Annotated in this window: 18 protein-coding genes; 9 read left to right on the plus strand and 9 right to left on the minus strand. The window is 59.8% G+C overall.

Translation table 11 applies throughout. From position 1 onward, the window contains the following. The first annotated feature begins 17 nt into the window (after positions 1–17). The 6 genes from bluB (at position 18) to trmD (ending at position 3,115) form a co-directional block, all read left to right on the plus strand. Positions 18–647, plus strand: a complete 630-nt coding sequence (gene bluB / locus AB4X18_RS05970; protein WP_370399225.1) for a 5,6-dimethylbenzimidazole synthase — start codon at positions 18–20, stop codon at positions 645–647. Beyond that, the gene (locus AB4X18_RS05975; protein ID WP_432817181.1) at positions 644–796 is read left to right on the plus strand and encodes a hypothetical protein; all 153 of its coding nucleotides are present in this window, start codon (positions 644–646) and stop codon (positions 794–796) included. The genes bluB and AB4X18_RS05975 overlap by 4 nt, the downstream gene beginning before the upstream one ends. Positions 797–809: 13 nt before the next feature. Beyond that, positions 810–956: a hypothetical protein gene (locus AB4X18_RS05980; RefSeq protein WP_370399227.1), complete on the plus strand. Its 147-nt coding sequence runs from the start codon at positions 810–812 to the stop codon at positions 954–956. Next, positions 956–1,474 (plus strand): ribosome maturation factor RimM, encoded by a 519-nt coding sequence (gene rimM, locus AB4X18_RS05985; RefSeq protein ID WP_370399228.1) that lies wholly within the window; start codon positions 956–958, stop codon positions 1,472–1,474. Before AB4X18_RS05980 ends, rimM begins: the two co-directional genes overlap by 1 nt. 64 nt (positions 1,475–1,538) lie before the next feature. Continuing rightward, the gene (locus tag AB4X18_RS05990; RefSeq protein WP_370399229.1) at positions 1,539–2,327 is read left to right on the plus strand and encodes a hypothetical protein; all 789 of its coding nucleotides are present in this window, start codon (positions 1,539–1,541) and stop codon (positions 2,325–2,327) included. Further along, a complete protein-coding gene (trmD, locus tag AB4X18_RS05995; RefSeq protein WP_432817182.1) occupies positions 2,324–3,115 on the plus strand; it encodes a tRNA (guanosine(37)-N1)-methyltransferase TrmD in 792 nt (263 codons plus the stop codon). Before AB4X18_RS05990 ends, trmD begins: the two co-directional genes overlap by 4 nt. 269 nt (positions 3,116–3,384) lie before the next feature. On the opposite strand, the gene AB4X18_RS06000 is transcribed toward trmD, so the two are convergent. The 5 genes from AB4X18_RS06000 to AB4X18_RS06020 are packed head-to-tail and all read right to left on the minus strand — an operon-like array spanning position 3,385 to position 9,367. Then, positions 3,385–4,509, minus strand: a complete 1,125-nt coding sequence (locus AB4X18_RS06000) for an ABC transporter permease (protein WP_370399231.1) — start codon at positions 4,507–4,509, stop codon at positions 3,385–3,387. Between the two features lie 2 nt (positions 4,510–4,511). Next, positions 4,512–7,280, minus strand: a complete 2,769-nt coding sequence (gene rbbA / locus AB4X18_RS06005; protein WP_432817183.1) for a ribosome-associated ATPase/putative transporter RbbA — start codon at positions 7,278–7,280, stop codon at positions 4,512–4,514. A 3-nt stretch (positions 7,281–7,283) separates the two neighbouring features. Further along, a complete protein-coding gene (locus tag AB4X18_RS06010) occupies positions 7,284–8,321 on the minus strand; it encodes an HlyD family secretion protein (protein ID WP_370399233.1) in 1,038 nt (345 codons plus the stop codon). A 3-nt stretch (positions 8,322–8,324) separates the two neighbouring features. After that, the gene (locus tag AB4X18_RS06015) at positions 8,325–8,960 is read right to left on the minus strand and encodes a TetR/AcrR family transcriptional regulator (protein ID WP_370399234.1); all 636 of its coding nucleotides are present in this window, start codon (positions 8,958–8,960) and stop codon (positions 8,325–8,327) included. Then, positions 8,957–9,367, minus strand: a complete 411-nt coding sequence (locus tag AB4X18_RS06020; RefSeq protein WP_432817184.1) for a hypothetical protein — start codon at positions 9,365–9,367, stop codon at positions 8,957–8,959. The genes AB4X18_RS06015 and AB4X18_RS06020 overlap by 4 nt, the downstream gene beginning before the upstream one ends. Positions 9,368–9,540: 173 nt before the next feature. On the opposite strand from AB4X18_RS06020, the gene AB4X18_RS06025 reads away from it, so the two are divergent. Further along, positions 9,541–11,463, plus strand: a complete 1,923-nt coding sequence (locus tag AB4X18_RS06025; RefSeq protein WP_432817185.1) for a PHA/PHB synthase family protein — start codon at positions 9,541–9,543, stop codon at positions 11,461–11,463. A gap of 40 nt (positions 11,464–11,503) precedes the next feature. Beyond that, positions 11,504–11,905: a hypothetical protein gene (locus tag AB4X18_RS06030; RefSeq protein ID WP_370399238.1), complete on the plus strand. Its 402-nt coding sequence runs from the start codon at positions 11,504–11,506 to the stop codon at positions 11,903–11,905. Between the two features lie 230 nt (positions 11,906–12,135). Here AB4X18_RS06030 and AB4X18_RS06035 read toward each other — a convergent pair whose 3' ends face one another. The 4 genes from AB4X18_RS06035 to AB4X18_RS06050 all read right to left on the minus strand — a co-directional run bounded on the left by AB4X18_RS06035 (position 12,136) and on the right by AB4X18_RS06050 (position 13,564). Further along, complete coding sequence (locus AB4X18_RS06035; RefSeq protein WP_370399239.1) at positions 12,136–12,297, minus strand: hypothetical protein; 162 nt, start codon at positions 12,295–12,297, stop codon at positions 12,136–12,138. A gap of 70 nt (positions 12,298–12,367) precedes the next feature. Next, complete coding sequence (locus tag AB4X18_RS06040) at positions 12,368–12,955, minus strand: GNAT family N-acetyltransferase (RefSeq protein ID WP_370399240.1); 588 nt, start codon at positions 12,953–12,955, stop codon at positions 12,368–12,370. A 179-nt stretch (positions 12,956–13,134) separates the two neighbouring features. Next, a complete protein-coding gene (locus AB4X18_RS06045; RefSeq protein WP_370399241.1) occupies positions 13,135–13,248 on the minus strand; it encodes a DUF1127 domain-containing protein in 114 nt (37 codons plus the stop codon). Between the two features lie 91 nt (positions 13,249–13,339). Next, on the minus strand, positions 13,340–13,564 hold the full coding sequence (locus AB4X18_RS06050) for a DUF1127 domain-containing protein (RefSeq protein WP_432817186.1): 225 nt from the start codon (positions 13,562–13,564) through the stop codon (positions 13,340–13,342). Between the two features lie 131 nt (positions 13,565–13,695). Here AB4X18_RS06050 and AB4X18_RS06055 point away from each other — a divergent pair, with 131 nt between their 5' ends. Next, complete coding sequence (locus tag AB4X18_RS06055; protein ID WP_370399242.1) at positions 13,696–14,607, plus strand: LysR family transcriptional regulator; 912 nt, start codon at positions 13,696–13,698, stop codon at positions 14,605–14,607.

The raw sequence follows: 14,607 nt of genomic DNA on the forward strand, positions 1-14,607 counted from the left end.
GAAAGACAGCGCCCGGCATGGATACATTCTCTGACGATTTCCGTGCCGGGTTGGCCGACCTGATGCGATGGCGCCGCGACGTGCGGCATTTTCGCACCGACCCGGTAGACCGGGACCTTCTTGATCACTGCCTGAACACCTTTTCACTGGCCCCGTCCGTGGGCCTGTCAGAACCATGGCGGATCATCCGTGTCACATCTGATACCGCGCGCGCAGCGGCGCTTGAGAATTACAGATCCGCCAATGCCGAGGCCCTGAAAGGCTATGACGGGGACACGGCCGCGCTTTATGCGTCGCTCAAACTGTCGGGGATGCAGGACGCGCCCGAACAGATGGCCATCTATTGCGATGACAGCACCGACAAGGGCGCAGGCCTCGGGGCCGCCTCCATGCCGGAGATGCGGCGGTATTCCGTTGTCGGGGCCATCACGCTGATGTGGCTTGCCGCCCGCGCCCATGGGCTTGGCGTCGGTTGGGTCTCGGTGCTTGACCCGGTGCGTCTCAATGCTGATCTTGAGGTGCCGGAGGGGTGGACGCTGGTCGCCTATCTTTGTCTGGGCTGGCCGAAGGAAAACACCATGACGCCGGAACTTGAAACCAAGGGCTGGGAAACCCGTGCCCCTGCCCTGCACATAGAGACGCGATGATGCTGCGCCTGATCATTATCCTAATCGTTTTCATCGTCGGGTTTGCCACGGGCATCTGGTATGACCGTCAGCAGATGCGGACCGAATGCGCCAACGGTGAAGGCGACTGGACCGGCACGATCTGCGTCAATTCCGAGTTGCTGCAATGACAGGGGCGGTCTGATGTTTCTCATGGTGCGCATCCTCGTGCTGGTCGGCTTTGGCTTCTACCTTGGCCTGAACTACAAGGACGGGCAGTTGCAACGCGCCTGCACTGCCATGTCGGGCGCGTGGAACGGCACCATCTGCACCAGCACGGGGGGAACCTGATGAGCGATCTGGTCTGTGTCGGCGCCATTGCAGGAGCCTACGGCGTCCGCGGTGAGTTGCGCGTCAAAAGTTATTGCGCCGCGCCCGAAGACGTGGCCACCTACGGTCCCCTGACCGATGAAGGCAGCACGCGGAAATTCACCCTTGCCCTGCTGCATCCCATCAAGAACGGCTTTGCCGCGCGCATCGCCGAAGTCGCCACCAAGGAAGAGGCGGACGCGCTCAAGGGCACCGCCCTTTACGCCCGGCGCGATCAGCTGCCGACTCTACCGGATGATGAATTCTATCACGCCGACCTGATCGGGCTTGCGGTCCACGACACGGGCGGTGTGTTGCTGGGCAAAGTGAAGTCGGTTCAGAACCACGGCGCGGATGATCTGCTGGAGGTGCAGCTTGCAGGGTCTTCCGACACCGCATTCCTGCCTTTCACCAAGGCCGGTGTGCCCACCGTCGATCTGGGAGCGGGACGCATCGTGGCGGACCCGCCGATGGGCGCCTTGCCCGAGGCGGAAGCATGAGACCCGGCCGCATCACGTCTCATGGCAAAACCGACCGCAGGATGCAGCGAAAGGCGGACCGCTGATGCCGCGCCGGATCATCCTTCACGCGGGCTTTCACAAGACCGGCACCTCCACCCTGCAAAACACGCTGCGCGAAAACCGTGTGAGGATGAAGAAGCACACCGCGTTGCGCCTGCGCTGGCACATGAAGGAGCTGGTGTCGGCCACGCGGGGATATTCCACCTGGCGCGATCCTGTCACGCTCGACAAGGTGCAGACCCGGTTCGCGGCCTTGATGGATGACCTGCCGGGCATGCCCCGGCGCACGCTGATCGTATCGGCAGAGGAGCTTGCAGGCCATTTACCCGGACGCGGCACGCTGGAGGATTACAGCGCCGCCCCCATCCTCCTTTACGCCTATTGGGAAATCGCCCGACAGCGCTTTCCACAGGCGGAGATCGTGATCTACCTGTCCACAAGGGCAGCCGAACCCTGGCTGGAATCGGCCTATTGGCAACATGTGGAGACGTCGAACATGACCATGGATTTCGATGCTTTCCGCGACCGATACCACAGGGCCGCGGACCTGGGTGGCATGGTGGCCGAGATTGCCAGCCGCGTGCCCGCACCGGTGCATCACTGCGCGCTGGAAGATTGCAAGGACCGCCCGCTGGGGCCCGCGGACCCGCTGCTGGACCTGTGCGACCTGCCGCCTGACGTGCGCGCGGCCCTGATATCTGCCCCTGTTGCCAATGCCCGACCCGACGCGCAGGTGCGCGCGGCCCTGCTGGACATCAACCGAACACAACAGAACCCCAATGCGCGCAGGGCGGCAAAGGATGCGATCCTGAAATCGGCGGGTCTGTCGTGAAAGCCCCGCGATCCCACGGCAGGCAAGCGGTGCGACCCAGCCTCAAGCCCCGCAGCCTGATGGACACCCCCCCCGAATACGTCGATGTCTGGCAGGCCCGCATCGTGACCCTGTTTCCGGAGCTTTTTCCCGGCGCTTTGGGGGCCAGCCTGACCGGCAAGGCGCTTCAGGACGGGTTGTGGCAATTGCACACCCATGATCTGCGCGGCTTTGGCATCGGCAAGCACCGCAACGTCGATGACACCCCGGCCGGGGGCGGCGCAGGCATGGTGCTGCGCGCGGATGTGGTTGGCCCGGCAATAGAAGAGGCACAGGGCCATGCGCGCGGTCGCTGGCCCATTCTCTACATGTCGCCGCGCGGGCGGCGGTTTGATCAGGCGATGGCACGTGATCTGGCGCGGTCGGACGGCGTGACCATCCTGTGCGGGCGGTTTGAAGGCGTGGATGAACGGGCGATTGAACATTACGGCATGACCGAGGTGTCGCTGGGGGATTTCGTGATGACGGGCGGTGAACTGGCCGCGCAAGCGATGATCGACGCCACCGTGCGTCTGTTGCCAGGCGTGTTGGGCAATGCAGAAAGCACGGTGGAGGAAAGCCATGCGACCGGTCTGCTGGAGCATCCGCAATACACCCGTCCCGCGGTGTGGAACGACATGGAAATCCCGCCTGTCCTGATGTCAGGCCACCATGGCGAGATCGAAAAATGGCGGCGCGCGCAGGCCGAGGCGCTGACGCGAAAGCGGCGGCCTGATTTGTGGGCGCAGCATGTGAAGAGGTCGAACTAGGATGATGCATCGCATTGCTCTGGCGGAACCGTCTTGAATTGCGCGGGGGTTGCGCCGCGCAGCGAATGACGGCCGAGAGCCCGACTCGGACGTCATAAATTCTTGCCGCGTGCGCAAGCAACACATTCTTCCCTGCAGTTGCGTGAATTTTCATCCTGTTAGGCAGCGGACAAAGCCGCCCTTGATTGATGTGTGCATCAGCTGCTCGTTTTGTTCCAAGCCGCCAATTGTAACGCAGCAGTTCTATGCTGTGGCACACTGACTTAGCGTCACCCGGACAAGCTCATTGCGCGACGAAACAGCGCAAGGCTTGCGAGGAAAAAAGCACCACCAAGCCCGGCCATCAGGGACAGTTCGAACCAGACAGCACCTGGACCGGCTCCCCGGAAAACAACGGCCTTGGCAAATGCCAGAAAGTGCCGTGACGGGAGTATCATTGTCAGGCGTTGCACGACATCTGGTTGGCTTTCGACCGCGCCCATGCCGCCCGACAGCATGATGATCGGGATCACGACCATAATCACCAGGAGTGCAAACTGCGCCATGCTGCGCGCCAATGTGCCCAGAAACATCCCAATGGCGGCAGCGGCGGCCAGATAGATTGCAGTTCCGGCAAGCAGCAGCGGCACCGATCCGGCAATTGGCACCTGCAACACCTGCTGCACGACGAATAACAGCGACAACGTGAAGGCTGCCAGCACCACGACGACATTGGCCAGAACCTTTGATAGCGCAATCTCAAAGGGCGTCAGCGGCATCACCATCAAATGCTCGATCGTTCCCTGCTCGCGTTCGCGCAGCATCGCGGCCCCCGTCAATGCGATGGCCAAGAGTGAAAGCTGGTTGAGCAAAGAAGATACGGCCTTGAACCAGACCGGATTGCCATTGGGGTTGAAGGCGCGGCGCAGTTCCAGCCGCAAGGCGGCGTCTGGCGCGTCCGGGCTACCCGAAAGAAAAGCGCGGGTTTCCGACAGCAGGATATTTGCGATGTAGTCGGTGCCAAGCTGCGCTTGGCTGACCGCAGTGGCATCGACCTCCAACTGCGCGGCGGGCATCAGGCCTGCGATCACATCCGCCTCGAATCCGGGTGGAAAGCTGAGGACGAACATGATTTGCCCGGCGTCCATTTCGGTCGCTACCCGGTCGGGCGTGATCATCACCGGCGTCTGAAACCATGGTGGACCAAGCGCGTCGGAGATTTGCCGCGTCAGCCCAGAGCCGTCCTCGTCAAGAATGGCGATGGCAGCGTTGTAAACGGTATCTCCGGCGCCGCTGGCCTCGAGCATGACGGCAACGACAAACGACCACATGATCAGGATCACCATTACCGGGTCGCCAAGTACGCTTTTAATCTCTTTGCCTGCAAGCCAGAAGATATTTGTCAACCGCCGCATGATCACTTCTCCTGCTTGCGCAAGGCCAGCACGGCCAGCAGGGTCAGGACCGGCCCGAAAGCGGCAAGCCGCAGCAGGTGCCCCGCCAGTTCAGACAGGCCCAGCCCCTTGGTAAAGGTGCCAACGCTGATGCCCATGTACCATGTGGTCGGCCAGAACGTGCCCATGACCCGCGCCGCGCCTTCCAGCGAGGAGACGGGTGTGATCATTCCGGAGAATTGCAAGGTCGGCATCACAGAAAGGATTGCCGCGGCGAAGACCGCCGTCACCTGCGTGCTGGTCAACATCGACACGACAAGGCCATACCCCGTCGCCGCCACCGCATAGAGAAGCGCACCCAGTACCAAGGCCAACGGCTCACCCTTGAGCGGCACACCCAGCACCGTCACCACTAACGCCGTCAGGATCACGAAATTCAGCAGCGTGATGCCGATATAGACCAGCTGCTTGCCGATCAGGAATTCGGCGCGGGTGGTCGGTGTCACATAGAAATTGGTGATGGTGCCGATTTCCTTTTCACGCGCCACGCTGACCGCCATCAGGATCGCCGGGAACAGCAGCAGCAACAGCGGCGGGATGGACGGGCCGATCGCGGGCAGGCTCTCCATCGCCGGGTTGTACTGAAAGCGCGGGATCAGTTGCGCCGGAGAGGTCGCACCTTGAGTTTGGGACATGGCCAGCACGTTCAACGCCAGGGTTCCCTGCGCATCGCTGGAAAGTATGCTCGCATGCGCCCCTTCGACATAGCTTTCCACCGTTCCGGCGCGGTTGGTGTCGGACCCGTCAATCAGCCCGGCAATTTCGGGGATTTCGCCGCGTCGCACAAAGCGACCGAAATCAGGCGGGATTTGCAGCGCCAGCGCCAATTCGCCGCTTGCCATCCGGCTTTCCAACTCGTCCACCCCTGAAACCGGCGGGCGTTCAGAGAACCAGGCGGAGTCCTGAAACCCCGACAGATAGGCGCGGCTTTCCGGGCTTTGGTCAAGATCAAAGACCGCGAAGGGGATGTTGCGCACCTCTTGCGAGATGCCGAAGGACATGATCAGCAGCAAAAGCGCAGAGCCCACGAAGGAAAACACCAGCCGCACCGGGTCACGGCGCACCTGCATCGCCTCGCGGGTGGTGAAGGCCAGCAGCCGCTGCACGCTGAACCGCGACGCGGTTTTCGCGTGCTGTTGGTCGCTGTTTGCCGTCAACAGGCCCTCGTCTGCCGGGGCATCGGGGGGCTGGGCGTCCAGCATATAGGTGATAAACGCATCCTCCAGCGTCTCGACGCCACGCCCCTCGATCAGCGCCCTGGGGGCGTCAGACACCAGAACCTTGCCGGAATGCATCAGCGATATGCGATCGCAGCGCATGCCTTCGTCCATGAAATGGGTCGAGATGAAGATGGTCACACCGTTGCGATGTGCCAGTTCCAGCAGCATGTCCCAGAACGCATCGCGGGCCTGCGGATCGACACCGGAGGTCGGTTCATCAAGGATCAGGATGTCAGGCGCGTGGATCACCGCAACCGCCAAAGACAGGCGCTGGCGCACCCCCAGCGGCAGCGATGCGGCACCCTGATCGAGATAAGGCTCAAGCCCGAAGCGCGGGACAAGTCCATCCATCCGCTGGGTTGTCAACTCACTGCCAAGGTGAAACAGCCGCGCGTGCAGCAACAGGTTCTCGCGCACCGTCAACTCGCCATAAAGCGAGAAGGATTGCGACATGAAGCCGACCCTGCGGCGCGCATCGAGGTTCTGTGCATCAACTGGTTTGTCGAAAATCCACGCCTCGCCTTCGGTGGCGGGCGTCAACCCGGTCAGCATCTTCATGGTCGTGGTCTTGCCGCAGCCGTTGGAGCCGAGAAAGCCGAAAATCTCGCCGCGCGCGATCTCGAAGCTGACCGAGTCGACGGCGGCGAAATTGCCAAAGCGTTTGGTCAGGTTTTGGGCGCGGATGGCAGGTGGGCCGGGCTCGGCCGCGGTGGCGAGGCTGAGCCCGGTGGTTTCTTCGGACTCTCGGCTCTCACCGCCCAACAGCGCCACGTAGGCGGCCTCGACAGTTCCGGATCCAGTGCGCTCCATGAGATCAGCTGGACTTCCGGTTGCAAGGATATTCCCAGCATTCATCGCCACCAGATGGCCAAAGCGCGCGGCCTCTTCCATATAGGCAGTCGATACCAGCACGCTCATCTCGGGGCGGTCGGCACGGATCGCGTCGATCAGATCCCAGAACTGGCGGCGTGACAGCGGATCGACCCCGGTTGTCGGCTCATCCAGCAACAGGAAATCGGGATCGTGGATCAGTGAGGCACACAGGCCCAGTTTTTGTTTCATCCCGCCCGAGAGCTTGCCCGCAGGCCGGTCCATGAAGGGCGCAAGTCCGGTGGCGCGTGTCAGCCGGGAAATCTGCGCCGCGCGCTCGGCCTTGCCCAACCCGAACAGTTTTCCGAAGAAATCCAGATTCTCCTGAAGGCTGAGATCGTGATAAAGATTTCTGCCCAACCCCTGTGGCATGAACGCGATCCGCCGCCCGACATCGCGCCGGTGGCGGGCGCTGCTCATGTCGCCGCCCAGCGTTTCGATTTGACCCTCCTGAAACTTCTTGGCTCCAGCAATCAGCCCCATCAGAGTTGATTTGCCGACACCGTCCGGCCCGATCAGCCCGACCATTTGCCCCGCAGGCAAGTCCAGCGTCACATCGTGCAGCGCCGGAACCTTACCGTAGAGGTGTTTCACACCCGCCAGCCTTGCCGCCATCCGTTCTGAGGTGTTCGTCGCATTCATGGGTCAGTTTCCGTCAGCCGCGCTATCCTGTGGCGCTGGCAGGACTGTGGCGACAGGTGGCGTCAGTCCCACGGGCCAGTCAGGCACACTGCCGTCCGGCCCTGCCAGACGCACCCACGCTACACCCCGCACGCCGGTTTTGACCTGTGCGAGGCGCTCAGCCACCAATTCCTGCGGGATGCGCACACGAATGCGGAACATCAGGCTTTCGCGTTCTTCGATGGTTTCAACCTGTTTCGGGGTGAACTGTGCCTGCGGCGCCACAAAGCTTACGACTGCGGGCACCGCGATATCCGGCATGACGTCGACCACGATCCGCGCCTCATCCCCCAACCGCACCCTTGGGGCGGCGCTCGCGGGAAGGAAAAACTCCATATAGACATCGCCAAGGCTGACCAGCGTCAGCACCTTGCCACCGCCACCCAGCACTTCGCCCGGCTGCGCCAGGCGGTAAAGAACACGCCCCGCCTGAGACGCATACAGAGTGCTGTCGGCAATGCGTGCATCGATTTCACGCAGGGCAGCGGTTTCGGCGTCAACAGCGCGTTGCTTGGCCACCACACCAGCCTGTGCTGCGGTACGACCTGCCTCGGCAAGTTGCGCCTCGGTTCGCCGGATATCCAGATCCTCGCCGCTGACGACGCCGCGTTCGTTCAACGTTTCGGCGCGGGTCAGCTCACTTTGCGACAGCGCAAGCGTGGCCTCGGCCTGTGTCACACGAGCCTGTGCCACCGTCACCGCCGCCTGGGCGCTGGCAACGGCAGCCTGAGCGCGCAATCTTTGGGCCTGCAGCTCGGTCGTGTCCATCACCGCCAGCACATCACCGGGCTGCACCAAATCGCCCTCGCGCACGGTGATTTTCGAAACTCGCCCGGCCAGACGGGTGGAAATATCGACCAGATCGGCCTCGATCCGTCCATTGCCACGCGCAAACCCTTCAGGCGGCAGATCGCTGGGTTCCAACAATACCTTCCAACCGGCGTAGCCCAAAAGGGCTGCCAGCATCGCGAATACGAGAATGATAGAAATCTTGCGTGACATGGCTTAGGCAACTTCTGCGGGGTCATTTTGCGTCTTGGCTATGCCGCGCTGATAGATAGCGAACACGCGGGTCGCATCGGCGCGCATCTTTTCCATGTCGCCCGACATCAGAGATTGCATGACCAGACCCTGAATGGTGCCGATGAACAGCGTGGCTGCCGCCTGACTATCCAGATCCTCAGCCAGTTCACCACAGGCCTTTCCGGCCTCGATCAGGTGGTTCAGGCGCTCTGCGTATTGCTTCATCATCGCGCGGGCCAAGCGTTTCGCTGGTGTCGGTTTCGCCCCCTGAAGCTCGCCGAACAACATGCGCGGTGCGCCGGGGTGTTCGGACACAAAGGTGACATGGGCCAAAAACATCGACCTCATCGCAGCCAGCGGCGACTCGACGCCCTCTGCCGCCTTGTCGATCCTTGCCATCAGGCGTTTGGCCACCCACTTCATTACCGCCTGCCAGATCGCCTCCTTGTTGGGGAAGTGGCGAAACAGTGCGCCTTGCGTCAGGTGCATGTGTTTGGCGATGGCGGCTGTGGTGATGTCGCCTGGGTTGGTCGTCGCGGCCAGTTCAATCACCGCCTCGACGGTGACATTGCGACGCTCCTCGGCGGGCAGGTTCTTTGGTCGGGTGTGTGTTGTCATTGCGGCATTTCCAACCGCCAAACTGCAAGTGCAAGCCAGCCCATTGCCAGAACCATGCAAACACCACCGACAATCACAAAAAGCGGCGGCGCGCCGATCAGCACTTCTGCCAGTATCCCCACGGGCATGAGCATGCCCGCCAGTGCCAGCCAAGAAATCCATCGGCCAGATGTAGCGGGTGGCGGAAGGCGCAATAGCACCAAACCGACCGCAATGTTGAGAAGCGCAAAAAGGTTGCCATGTGCGTGGGCCAGACGCGATTCGAAATGCACTCCGACGCCGTAGTCAGCGATCCACTGCTCCCTGCCCGGTGCAAAATCGCGCAGAAAGATCAATACGAACCCATAAAGCATGAAGAGAGTAAGAAACAGGAACCCTGTGACAATGTTGGATTTTCCAGTGTGCATCACGAACCCCGAATTCTGAATGCGGACCAATCTCCGCCGGCTGGCCCAGTATGGTTTGAAAATAGATAGTAATCAATTACTATCTTTTCATGAGTCGTGTAGACATGGCAACGGATGATACGCAGGTCGAGCCTTCATCCTGCCGATCGGGTGATCAGAAAAGGACAGCAATCATGAACGGAAATGGCGAGCATCAGGTCACTCACTTGCGCGCGGATGGCAAAGGCCATCGTTCTTCAAAGGCAGTGGCAAAGGGTACCGTTTCCAAACAAAACGCGGTGGCAAGGCTCATTTCAGCGCCCGATGGTGACACCCCTTCTCCTGCGGGATCGACGGGAGCGACAGCTCGGAAACCGCGCGAAAATGGTCCAGCCACCTCAATGCACGACGCGATGAACCACACCGCGCAAAGCGCCATATCCCGGGTTACGCACGGGTTGTCTCCCGCTGCGCTCATGGGGGCCTGGTTTGACTGGGCCACCCACATGGTCGCGGCCCCCGGCAAGCAGTTGCAACTGGTCGAGAAGGCCGCTGACAAGACCTGGCGTCAAACCCGTTTCGCAATCAGTTGCGCGACGACTTCCAACAGATCCGAACCCTGTATCACACCGTTACCCCAGGATAACCGCTTCAGCGATGACGCCTGGCAGATGAAGCCGTTCAATATGATCTATCAGGGCTTTCTGCTGCAACAGCAATGGTGGCACAACGTCGTCACGGGCGTTCCCGGCGTTACTGCCCAGCATGAGCGCGAGTTGCAATTCCTGACGCGGCAACTGCTCGACATGTATTCGCCATCCAATTTCTTGCCCACCAACCCCGAAATCCTGCGGAAAACCCGCGACGAAGCCGGCCAAAACCTGATCCGCGGGATGCAGAACCTCGCCGAAGACGCGCGCGACGTCATGACCGGGGCACCCACCGCAGGCGCAGAGAATTTCCAGCCGGGCCGGGACGTCGCGGTGACACCGGGTAAGGTGGTTTACCGCAATCGGTTGATCGAACTTATCCAGTACGCCCCACTCACGGAAACCGTACGCCCCGAGCCGATCCTGATCGTTCCGGCCTGGATTATGAAATACTATATCCTCGACCTGTCGGCGCAAAACTCGATGGTGCGGTATCTCGTGGAGCAGGGCCACACCGTCTTCATGATCTCCTGGAAGAACCCCGACGAAGATGATCGCGACCTGACGATGGAGGATTACCGCCAACTGGGCGTGATGGCGGCGCTGGAGGCCATTCAGGCGATTGTGCCAGATCAGAAGGTCCACGCGACGGGCTATTGTCTAGGCGGCACCCTTCTGGCCATCACTGCGGCACCAATCGCGCGCGGCAAAAATGACCCTTTTGCGTCATTGACCCTGCTGGCCAGTCAGGTCGATTTCACTGAACCCGGCGATTTGCAGTTGTTCATCAATGAAAGCCAACTGGCCTTTCTCGACAGTGTCATGTGGAAACAGGGCTATCTCGACACGACCCAGATGGGTGGCGCTTTCCAGATGCTGCGCTCGAACGATCTGATCTGGTCGCGCGCTGTTCGCGAATACCTGATGGGCGAGCGTCAGCCGATGAACGACCTTATGGCGTGGAACGCGGATGGCACGCGCATGCCCTATGCGATGCATTCGGAATATCTGGAGAAACTGTACCTTAATAATGATCTGTCCGAAGGGCGGCTTCAGGTCGAGGACCGTCCGGTCGCCCTGTCCGATATCCGCGCCCCGATCTTTGCCATCGGAACGGTAAAGGATCACGTCGCACCTTGGCAGTCGGTCTTCAAGATACATGCGCTCACAGATACCGACGTGACCTTTGTGCTGACGAGTGGCGGGCATAACGCGGGCATCGTTTCGGAACCGGGCCACCCGCGCCGCACCTATCGGATCGCCTCCAAGGACGCGATGGATCGGTATGTCGATCCAGAGGCGTGGCACGCCGAGACAGAAGCACAGGACGGATCGTGGTGGGAGTCTTGGGTTGCATGGCTTGGATCGCGCTCGGGCAAACGAACAGCGCCGCCGGATATGGGCAATGCGAAATCGGGCTATCCCGTCCTCACGGCTGCCCCAGGCACATATGTCCTTCAACATTAACCTACCGGGGCAACACCGTATTTGAACAAAGGATAGGAATATGGCTTCAAACCGAAAAACCAGCCTTATGGTAGCTGCCATCGTGGCGCTCGCATTTGGTGCGCTCACAGTGCTTTCCGGCGGTCGCGCCCTGTTTGGCAGCGCCGAGGCGCAGGCCGCAGTGGGCAATGCCGTGCCCTTTGTGCTGTGGTTCAACTTTCTGGCCGGGTTTGCCTATATTCTGGCAGGCGTCGGGCTGTATCTACGGCACCCGCCTGCCGTCTGGATTTCAATCGGCATTTTCGCAAGCACCGCTCTGGTGGCGTTGGCGTTCGCGGTCCACATGATGCAAGGCGGCGCCTTCGAGATGCGCACCGTTGGCGCGATGATCCTGCGCATGGGTGTATGGGCGGGCATATCAGTTGTCGCCTGGCGGCATTTCAGGCAGGCTCAAGGCATCTAAGGTGAGCGTCATTCAATCCTCTTGAACGTCCCTCGGCGATTTGGGCGACGTCGCCAATGGCCTGCTCAACTTTTCGGGCAAGAGAGGCAATGACCGGTTTGGCGGCTTTGGCTGCAACGCGGAGCAAATCATGCTGCATGTTCTAGGGTTTTCTGCGTGAGCAATAGCCGCATCTGCATAAGTCGGGTTTGTCCCGCGTCTTGATGGTTCAGGCGGGTTGCAACGAACGGCTACGTTGCCTCGATCCGGCCAATCGTGACCAACGTGGCGAAAGTTCCAGAGGAACCCATTGCAGAGGTGTTTAATTCTTGCTGCGTGCGCTCGCAGCATAGCTTTTGCCGCAACTGCATAGGCAACTGCTTTGCAACGCTGCCGGAAAACCAGTCATTCATGGGCTGGTCCGCACAACAGAGCCCGCCATGGACCAGGTCGCTGACGAGCCTCCCTGATCTTTCAACTGGGTCACTGACTGTCTTTGGGCAGGCGGTTCTTGCACGCCTGCCGAAAAAGCAGATGTGAGTATTCTCTGGTTTGCGCGATCATCTCTTTTGCAATGGAACCCGGTGTTGGCCAATTAGGATATAGGACGGCTTCAACCGCATCCGCGTCGAATAAAAGCTGCGCGTTGTGCTTTGCCGCAAGATGCCGCATGTGGCTGTTTTCTTTCAAGCATGTCATTTGAACTGTTCTCACGCGTCTGTTCTGGGCCATTGCAAACATCTGTTCGAACAAGGCGTCGCCAATCCCGATGTTTTGCCAATCGGTCTCAACAGAGAACGCGGCCTCGGCCGTTGATGGCCACGAATGAAAGAGACCACTCAGTTCGACCAGTCCTCTCAATTGCCCACCGACAAACGCGCCACCAGCAACACTGTCATACCGGATGACATTTCTCGCGTATTTCAAGACGCCAGCATCGCTGACGGCCCCAAAGAACCTTGACCGCCGTGACCCGACATCAAGCCGGAGAAAATGATCACAAATGTCATTCTGATCGCCGGAATGGACGCGACGGACGACCAGATCTTTTGAAGCGCTAATATCTCGCATGTTCAGGACTCCTGTTTGACAGGATGGTTTGGGCCAGCACCTTCGGGAGGAGGTGAAAATGCTGGCCCTGTGCGTCGGCGTTAACTATTGGTACTTCGCCGCCGCTTATGCTGGCTTACTCCGGGAGGAGCGAGAACTAGCACTTTTCGTTTATTGTTCTGACCTTGTGGACCGCGTCTTCAGTCGTCCACCATCAGTGTTTCGGCATATTTCGGGATATCGGATCGCGAAATGCCGATCTGCGCGAGCTGATGGTCGCTCATGCTCGAAAGCGTTGAAAGCATCCGGGCCATTTGAAGGGCCTTCAAACCAGCATGTGCTTTCGCCCCGATCCTTGCCAACAACGCGAGCGGTGCGGCGAACGCGTGACTGTGGGATTGGGTACTAGCAACCATAAGCCGCCTCCAGCGCCAGTCTTTTGATGTTGCTGCGCGGGATTCCCAGGTCTCGCAGGTCACGGTCCGTTAGACCCGAGAGTTCATGGTAAGTTGTGCGATAGACGCTCCGCTTGGCCTGAGCCTTTCGCATTTGGTCTATCTTTTGATGAAAGAACGTGCGGCCAGCTTCGAAAACGACATCCAGCCCACTGTTTGATCGTATTATTGCCATGATAGTACCTCGTCACTTGCTGCGGTGCAGTATTTATGCTGCACTGCAGAAGTACGCGCGTCTGGTAGCGCTCACAATTGGTCGATTTGGCAATGGACCCATGCCAGATTGGAACAGGTAGGCGATGCGATATGGATATTTCAGCACAAATGCTGATCTTTGCGACCGTGGTGGAACAGGGCAGTATTTCTGCGGCTGCCAGGTCAATGGGGCAGACGCCCTCAGCCGTCAGTAAGCAGATCGGTCTGCTTGAAGATCAGGTACATTACCGCCTGCTGAATCGCACGAGAACAGGTGTTTCGCCGACACAAGAAGGCCAGGATTTCTACGAAAAATGCAAAGCAATGGCTGAGAAGTTCAAAGAGGCCGAAGCGATGATCCACAATCTGGATGGAATCCCGCGCGGCAAGCTCAAAGTCGCGTCCACAGTTGCTTTTGGGAAATCCCAATTGATCCCCGCGTTGCCTGCATTCATGGACGAAAACCCAGAGGTCCAAATTGCGTTGGATTTGACCGATCGTGAAATCGACCTTCAAAGCGAAGGGTTTGATGCGGCCATCTGCTTTGCCGAACAATACAGGAATCCCGATATCGTCGTCAGGCGGATTATGCAGAGTCGCCGCGTGCTTTGTGCCGCACCAGAATACCTTGAGCGTTCGGGAACCCCCACAAATTTTGCCGAACTGGCCCACCATAATTGCCTCAGCATTGCTGGGAACAGCCGCCGGAACCTATGGAATCACGGCCATTCGACCAACGGTGACGGATTTGAAGCCCAAGGCAGCTTTGAAGGAAATAGCACAGATGTTGTTTTTCGAGCGGCACTCGCTGGGATTGGGATCGCGCGACTGCCCTGCTATATGGCAAACCAGAAGTTCCTGTCGGGCGAACTCGTCCATGTCATGCCGGAATACGCGCCGCCAAGTACGGATATCGTTGTTATGTTTCCCGAAAGGCGCAATCTTGCCCCCAAGACCCGCGCATTTGTGGACTTTCTGGTGCGGCGATTTCGGAATGTCGAAGACTTCCAAATGACCGGTTAA

It is taken from the genome of Sulfitobacter rhodophyticola, assembly GCF_041281685.2.
GTDB lineage: Bacteria > Pseudomonadota > Alphaproteobacteria > Rhodobacterales > Rhodobacteraceae > Sulfitobacter.

Excerpts from the sequence above, each read along its gene's own strand:
- AB4X18_RS06015 (WP_370399234.1), bottom strand. The coding sequence starts at position 8,960 with ATGACAACACACACCCGACCAAAGAACCTGCCCGCCGAGGAGCGTCGC.
- AB4X18_RS06050 (WP_432817186.1), bottom strand. The coding sequence starts at position 13,564 with ATGGCAATAATACGATCAAACAGTGGGCTGGATGTCGTTTTCGAAGCT.
- AB4X18_RS05980 (WP_370399227.1), top strand. The coding sequence starts at position 810 with ATGTTTCTCATGGTGCGCATCCTCGTGCTGGTCGGCTTTGGCTTCTAC.
- AB4X18_RS06010 (WP_370399233.1), bottom strand. The coding sequence starts at position 8,321 with ATGTCACGCAAGATTTCTATCATTCTCGTATTCGCGATGCTGGCAGCC.
- AB4X18_RS06020 (WP_432817184.1), bottom strand. The coding sequence starts at position 9,367 with ATGCACACTGGAAAATCCAACATTGTCACAGGGTTCCTGTTTCTTACT.
- bluB (WP_370399225.1), top strand. The coding sequence starts at position 18 with ATGGATACATTCTCTGACGATTTCCGTGCCGGGTTGGCCGACCTGATG.
- AB4X18_RS06035 (WP_370399239.1), bottom strand. The coding sequence starts at position 12,297 with ATGAATGACTGGTTTTCCGGCAGCGTTGCAAAGCAGTTGCCTATGCAG.
- AB4X18_RS06040 (WP_370399240.1), bottom strand. The coding sequence starts at position 12,955 with ATGCGAGATATTAGCGCTTCAAAAGATCTGGTCGTCCGTCGCGTCCAT.
- AB4X18_RS06055 (WP_370399242.1), top strand. The coding sequence starts at position 13,696 with ATGGATATTTCAGCACAAATGCTGATCTTTGCGACCGTGGTGGAACAG.
- AB4X18_RS05990 (WP_370399229.1), top strand. The coding sequence starts at position 1,539 with ATGCCGCGCCGGATCATCCTTCACGCGGGCTTTCACAAGACCGGCACC.
- AB4X18_RS06030 (WP_370399238.1), top strand. The coding sequence starts at position 11,504 with ATGGCTTCAAACCGAAAAACCAGCCTTATGGTAGCTGCCATCGTGGCG.
- AB4X18_RS06000 (WP_370399231.1), bottom strand. The coding sequence starts at position 4,509 with ATGCGGCGGTTGACAAATATCTTCTGGCTTGCAGGCAAAGAGATTAAA.
- AB4X18_RS06025 (WP_432817185.1), top strand. The coding sequence starts at position 9,541 with ATGAACGGAAATGGCGAGCATCAGGTCACTCACTTGCGCGCGGATGGC.
- AB4X18_RS05975 (WP_432817181.1), top strand. The coding sequence starts at position 644 with ATGATGCTGCGCCTGATCATTATCCTAATCGTTTTCATCGTCGGGTTT.
- rimM (WP_370399228.1), top strand. The coding sequence starts at position 956 with ATGAGCGATCTGGTCTGTGTCGGCGCCATTGCAGGAGCCTACGGCGTC.
- rbbA (WP_432817183.1), bottom strand. The coding sequence starts at position 7,280 with ATGAATGCGACGAACACCTCAGAACGGATGGCGGCAAGGCTGGCGGGT.
- AB4X18_RS06045 (WP_370399241.1), bottom strand. The coding sequence starts at position 13,248 with ATGGCCCGGATGCTTTCAACGCTTTCGAGCATGAGCGACCATCAGCTC.